The sequence below is a fragment of the Nitratireductor sp. XY-223 genome (assembly GCF_004959855.1).
Classification (GTDB): domain Bacteria; phylum Pseudomonadota; class Alphaproteobacteria; order Rhizobiales; family Rhizobiaceae; genus Hoeflea_A.
This window is the reverse complement of record NZ_SPNT01000046.1, coordinates 1-3,598: the sequence shown is the minus strand read 5'-3', so window position 1 is coordinate 3,598 and position 3,598 is coordinate 1. Positions and strand designations below refer to the sequence as shown.

Below are 3,598 nucleotides of genomic sequence, written 5' to 3'. Positions count from 1 at the left end.
GTGTGACTTAGCACTTAATGCTGATAACCTGATCTCCTTGATTTCAATAGGTTAGCAGTGCACTTAAATATGAGAATCGGCACTTAAATTGATAATAATGGCTGGACTTTAGCACTTAGAATGAGAATTGTAGTTCCGAAGATGATTCCGGATTCTCATCATGACCGAGCCACTCCCCGACGAGATCGATGAGGCTCTGTGGGAAGAAGCCTGTCGTCGGGCGGCTGCCATTCGCCAATTCCGGAAGCGCACGTCCGGCCGGTCAACTGTTGCAGCTATTGCCGATCTGGCTTCCGAACTGGGCCTCAGCCAGGCGTCAACCTACCGCTTGCTGAAGAGGTTTCGCGACGACGGGACGGTCATGTCGCTCGTAGAAACGAAACGCGGGCGCCGCGTTGGCCAACGCGCTCTCGATGCGCAACGCGAAGAGATCATCCAGAACGCGATCCGCAAGTACTACCTAAATCCGACCCGTCCACCCGTCTCGCAGCTGGTGCGGGACATTCGGACGGATTGTGCGGTGGCAGAGTTGAAGCCGCCGCATCGTCGGACGATCGAAAAGCGTCTCGGCGACCTTGATCTGCGCCAGCGTGCACAGCGCCGGGGCGAGACGAAGATCGAGAAAGCAACGACGCCAGTTCCCGGGTCATTGTCGGCCTCGAGACCCCTTGAGATCGTTCAGATCGATCACACGAAGGCCGATATTTTTGTCGTCGACGAGGAAACCCGAGAGCCAATCGGGCGACCCTGGCTGACCCTGGCCATGGATGTCTTCAGCCGAATGGTAACAGGGTTCTATCTGACCATGGAGGCGCCATCCCGGCTTTCGACGAGCCTCTGCTTGCTGCATTCGGTTTATGATAAGACTGCCTGGCTTAAAGCGCGCAAGATCGAAGAGCCCTGGCCAGTGGCCGGCCTTCCCGACCGGGTTCATGTGGATAACGGCGCGGATTTCCGGAGTCGCGCGTTCAAGCGTGGCTGCGAGAATGCGGGCATTGCGATCGATTGGCGGCCGCCGGGTACACCGCGCTTCGGCGGACATATCGAGCGGCTGATCGGCACCCAGATGGGACGGCTGCATCTTCTGCCCGGTACGACCTTCAGCAATGCGCAGGACCTCGCGGAGTATGATTCAAGGAAACATGCGACGCTGACCTTGCGCGAGTTGGAGCGCTACATCGCGCTGGACATTGTCGGGTCCTATCATCAATCCATCCACAGCTCGCTGAGCCGCCCTCCCCTTGCCGTCTGGCGGGACCATGAAGGTGACATCCCTCTGCGGCTGCCAGAGGATCGGCTGCAGTTCTGGGTCACTTTCTTGCCGGAGCAGGAGCGGACTTTACGCCCGACCGGCATCCATCTGTTTGATCTCCGCTACTGGTCTCCTGCGCTCAGCGCCGATGTCGGCCGGACAGAGCGGCGGCTACTCGTTAAGTATGACCCGCGCGACATGTCGCGTGTCTTCGTGCGGCGGCTCTCGGGCAACTTCGTTGAAGCACGCTACGCAGACCTGACCCTGGCACCCATTTCCCTTCACGAGGCTTTGACGGCGCGTCGCACCCTGCGTGAGAAAGGGCGGCGGGAAGTCGATAGCCGCGCGGTCGTGAGGACCGCGCTCGAACAGCGGAAGTTGGTTGACGAGGCCGTAACCAGAACCAAGGCCGCGCGGCGCAGCATGGCTCAGCCGAGGCGTGGTGATGACCTCCACGACACGGGCACACTCCGTGGTGTCGACTCTAGCAAACCGGTGCCTTTTGTTGAGGACACCGAATGAGCTGGAGCCAAAATGACGAACGATCACTTTCATCTGACCGCCGACGCGGCGGCCCTGCTGTCTGAATCCCAGGCAGGACGCATTCGCGCCATCAGGTCCCGCCGTTGGGTTCTCTACCCTCGCGGGAAGCAAGCCCTCGATCGCCTTGAGGCGCTACTTGACCATCCCAGAGGGCCCCGCATGCCGTCTGTCGCGATTTACGGTGATAGCGGGATGGGCAAGACCATGATCATGCAACGCTTCCGCGATCAGCATCCGCCACATCTTGATCGCCGGAACGGTATTCTGAGGACTCCAGTCCTGGCCATGGAAATGGTCAGCCGCCCCGGCGAGCGGCGATTCTATGGTGAACTGCTTTCCCTCCTCGGCGCGCCCCAGGCACCGCGGGCCGATATTGCTCAGATGGAACAGGCGACCATGCGGATCATGAAGGCAATCAGCGTCCAGGTGCTGGTCATCGACGAGGTTCACAACATACTTGCCGGGACCTACCGAGAGCAACGTATCGTGCTCAACATGCTGCGCTTTCTCAGCAACCGGCTCCAAATCTCACTGGTCTGCTTCGGCGTGAACGACGCTCGGGAAGCCATCGGCGGTGACGTTCAACTTGCGCGCCGCTTCGAGCAGTTCACCCTGAACCGTTGGGCCGCCAATGAGGACTTCGAGACGCTGGTCGCGTCGATCCTGCGCAACACTCCATTGCGGCAATCCTCTGTGCTGACACCGAAATCCCTGCGGCGCATTCTGCAGATCACGGACGGCATTACGGCTAACATCTTCCAGATGCTGGGCAGCCTCGCGATAGAGGCCATCGAAAGCGGGACCGAACATATCACCGACAGCGCCGTCGAGGCCTGGGTGCCTGCATTTGATACCGAGGCGACCTTCGCATGACGGGCCGCCTGCCCGTCACATTGCCACCCCTGCCAGGCGAACTCCTGTCATCCTGGATCAGTCGCCACGCGGACTTTTACGCGGTCACTCCTTCGACCATGCTGCGCCATGGACTGCCGGAGGCGGTGTCGCTTAGGGCAATCGACCTTTCTCTGACGAAAGCCCAGGCGAACCAGATTGCGGAGATGTTCGGTGTCAGCCCGAAACTTGTACGCAGCCTGAGCTTCGCAGACGCTCCGAAAGTCACTCACCGGTTCATCTCCAAGAGTCCGATGCAGCGTTGCGCACGTTGCGATCATTCTGCTGCTGACCCACCGCCAATCCTTCGAAGCGAATTGCAAGGATGGCGGATTACTTGCCTACACTGCGGGGAACCTTACCAATCCAACACCACCAGCGATGGCGTTCGGGGACTTGCACCGTATCGAGCAGCGGCACGTCGCGGTGAGACCTTGTTGCACAACCACGCAGAACGCGGCGTGGAAACTTGGTTCGCGCCTCTGGAGATCGCGCGACACCTGCTCATGCGTCGCATCCCTTGGCCACCGCCGCGCGAAGGCGATCTCTGGCGCTACCGTCTCCTTGGCGCCATCGTTCCCGATTTTGATGACATACTGGCCAAAGAGACGGCTTTCCCGTTCTCGCCAAAACACCCCATCCTGCCGCTCAACATCCGTCCCGCGCTCCTTGCAGGCGTGGCGATCATCGACCGTGCAGGGCCACCGATGCTGAAGATGCTGCAGGGGCACATGATGGGAGACAACAAGAACCGATTTGTCATGGCGACAGACCATTTCGTAACTCCGGCAATAGAGTGGGGACCACCCCAGCAGCTCCAACTGATATGAGAACTGGACCCGATGATTCTCAGATTAAAGTGCCAAAGGTCTTCACAACAACTGCATTCTCACATTTAAGTGCTAAGTGACA

At 59.4% G+C, this 3,598-nt stretch carries 3 protein-coding genes; all 3 read left to right on the top strand.

Annotation, left to right across the window (positions count from 1 at the left end; genetic code table 11):
- The first annotated feature begins 160 nt into the window (after nucleotides 1–160).
- The 3 genes from E4M07_RS28890 to E4M07_RS28880 are packed head-to-tail and all read left to right on the top strand — an operon-like array spanning nucleotide 161 to nucleotide 3,516.
- On the top strand, nucleotides 161–1,774 hold the full coding sequence (locus E4M07_RS28890) for a Mu transposase C-terminal domain-containing protein (protein ID WP_136661879.1): 1,614 nt from the start codon (nucleotides 161–163) through the stop codon (nucleotides 1,772–1,774).
- A 12-nt stretch (nucleotides 1,775–1,786) separates the two neighbouring features.
- Nucleotides 1,787–2,668, top strand: coding sequence for a TniB family NTP-binding protein (locus E4M07_RS28885; RefSeq protein ID WP_136661878.1), 882 nt, complete (start codon nucleotides 1,787–1,789; stop codon nucleotides 2,666–2,668).
- Nucleotides 2,665–3,516, top strand: coding sequence for a TniQ family protein (locus E4M07_RS28880; protein ID WP_136661877.1), 852 nt, complete (start codon nucleotides 2,665–2,667; stop codon nucleotides 3,514–3,516). Before E4M07_RS28885 ends, E4M07_RS28880 begins: the two co-directional genes overlap by 4 nt.
- Nucleotides 3,517–3,598: the final 82 nt, after the last annotated feature.

Coding starts and splice junctions, on each gene's coding strand:
- E4M07_RS28890 (WP_136661879.1), top strand. CDS start 161: ATGACCGAGCCACTCCCCGACGAGATCGATGAGGCTCTGTGGGAAGAA.
- E4M07_RS28880 (WP_136661877.1), top strand. CDS start 2,665: ATGACGGGCCGCCTGCCCGTCACATTGCCACCCCTGCCAGGCGAACTC.
- E4M07_RS28885 (WP_136661878.1), top strand. CDS start 1,787: ATGACGAACGATCACTTTCATCTGACCGCCGACGCGGCGGCCCTGCTG.